The sequence below is a fragment of the Soonwooa sp. T0.1_25 genome, from assembly GCF_057652215.1.
Genome location: NZ_JBYFBZ010000117.1, coordinates 1 through 235, shown reverse-complemented (window position 1 = coordinate 235; position 235 = coordinate 1). Strand labels below are relative to the sequence as shown.

The following is a 235-nucleotide window of genomic DNA, read 5'->3' as shown; positions in this document are numbered from 1 at the left end:
ATATTGTGTCTTTTGGGAACTAGGGCAGGATCAAAACTTCCTTCTCGGTCACGGGGAACTTTGATCTCGGACTCGCCAAAAGAGGATTTTATCTTCTTGGTTCCGTGCCCGTTGCGGTAATTGCCTTCTTTGGTTTTTTCGTGTTTTTCGTTCTCAAAATGAGCGTCCAGTTCGGCTTCGAGCATGTGCTCTACCGCCCGTTTGTGCATTTGTTTGAAGAACGAGGTTAAATCTT

The 235-nt window shown here is 45.5% G+C and carries 1 protein-coding gene; it reads right to left on the bottom strand.

The features are described from left to right. Positions 1-235, bottom strand: a 235-nt coding sequence (locus tag AC23MB_RS14545) for a transposase (protein ID WP_487787675.1), incomplete at both ends; no start/stop codon positions are given.